The 1,623-nt window shown below is 66.9% G+C and carries 1 protein-coding gene; it reads right to left on the reverse strand.

Annotation, left to right across the window (positions count from 1 at the left end; translation table 11 throughout):
* Positions 1–35: 35 nt before the first annotated feature.
* Positions 36–1,220, reverse strand: a complete 1,185-nt coding sequence (locus ACT86A_RS27425; RefSeq protein WP_445095119.1) for an IS30 family transposase — start codon at positions 1,218–1,220, stop codon at positions 36–38.
* Positions 1,221–1,623 lie beyond the last annotated feature (403 nt).

A 1,623-nucleotide genomic window follows, 5' to 3' on the forward strand; every position in this document is an offset into this window, starting at 1 on the left:
GGCGGTTTCTAGGAGTCGTCGCAACACTGCTGGTGTTAGACGGTGAGTAGATCACGCAGACGCTCGGCTGGGGTATCCCAGTCGAGCGTTTTGCGTGGCCGTCCGTTGAGTTGTTGGGCGACGTGCTCGAGGTCTTCGGGACTGTGGACCGACAGATCGGTTCCCTTCGGGAAGTATTGGCGCAGGAGTCCGTTGGTGTTCTCGTTGGTGCCGCGTTGCCAGGGCGAGTGTGGGTCGCAGAAGTAGACAGCCATGTCGGTGGCCATCGAGAAGTGTTTGTGACGGGCCATCTCGGCACCCTGGTCCCAGGTCAGCGACCCTCGCAAATGGGTCGGCAGGGTCGAGACCGTGGCGATCAGCGCGTCACGCACGGTTTCGGCGTCGTGACCACCGGGCAGGTGGACCAGCATCGTGTAGCGGGTGTGGCGTTCGACGAGAGTGCCGATCGCCGACTGGTTGCCCGCGCCCATGATCAGGTCGCCTTCCCAGTGTCCGGGCAACGCCCGGTCGGCGGCCTCGGCGGGCCGGTCGCTGATCATGACCATGTCGTCGACAAACCGCGGGTTGCGCTGGTCGGTTGACCGCTGTGGTTTGCGGCGCGTCCGGCCCGACCGTAGTGCTCGCACCAGTTCGCGTTTCAGCCCGCCGCGGGCTTGGAAGTACAGGGCCTGGTAGATCGTTTCGTGGCTCACCCGCATGCTTTCGTCGTCGGGGAAGTCCTTGCGGAGCCGGTTGGCGATCTGTTCGGGTGAATAGCGTTTGCGCAGCCCTTCGCTGACCTCGGCCCGCAAGGCCTGGTTGGTCACCAGTTTGGACTGCTTGGGCCGCGCGCGTGCCGCAGCGGCCGCTCGATGCGCCCGATACGGCAGGTACCGGCCAGCGACTCGGTGGGCGCGGACCTCCCGTGACACCGTCGACTTGTCCTTGCCGATCCCGGCTGCGATCGCGGTGAGCGTCATCTTCACTGCCAGCCCGTCGGCGATGGCGAGCCGGTCCTCCAGCGACAGGTAGCGGGCGTCGATCGGCGCCGGCTCGACGGTGGCGGTGGTCATTGCCTGTTGGTACCGGGTGGTGGTGCCGGTGCGGTAATCGACGACCGTGCCGTCAGGGCGGATCCGCTTGTCGTTACTGCGGCGGATGCCGTTTCGCCAGTCCTCGCCGGTCCGGGAGTGGACCCCGACCTCCCGCGCCGCTCGCGCCACCGGCCAACCGGCCTCGATCAGCTCCAGGAACCGTTGCCTGGCTTCGGTTTTCCCCCGAACGGCTCGCCGCACAGAGACCAAGCCGGCGGCGACCAGGATCCGGCGAGCGACCGAATGGGACACACCGACCGCTTTCGCTGCCTGGTTCATCGAACCGGTCTTCTCGAACACCGACACCACCACAGCCGGGTCCGGTGACGACCGCCGGGAACGAGGCCTGCCGACCGGGCGGCCGACCGACCGCAGCACCGCATAAGCGCGGCCACGACCGATCCCCAACACCTCGGCTGCTTCCTTCACCGGCACGCCGGCATCGGCCAGCCGGGTCAGCTGGTCGCCGAAGCGTTCCACATCCTCTGAAAACGACACGGTCGCCGCAACCTCTCAATCGAGAGTGTTGCGACGACCGCGTGAACCCGCC

Source organism: Nocardia glycosmidis (genome assembly GCF_052545115.1).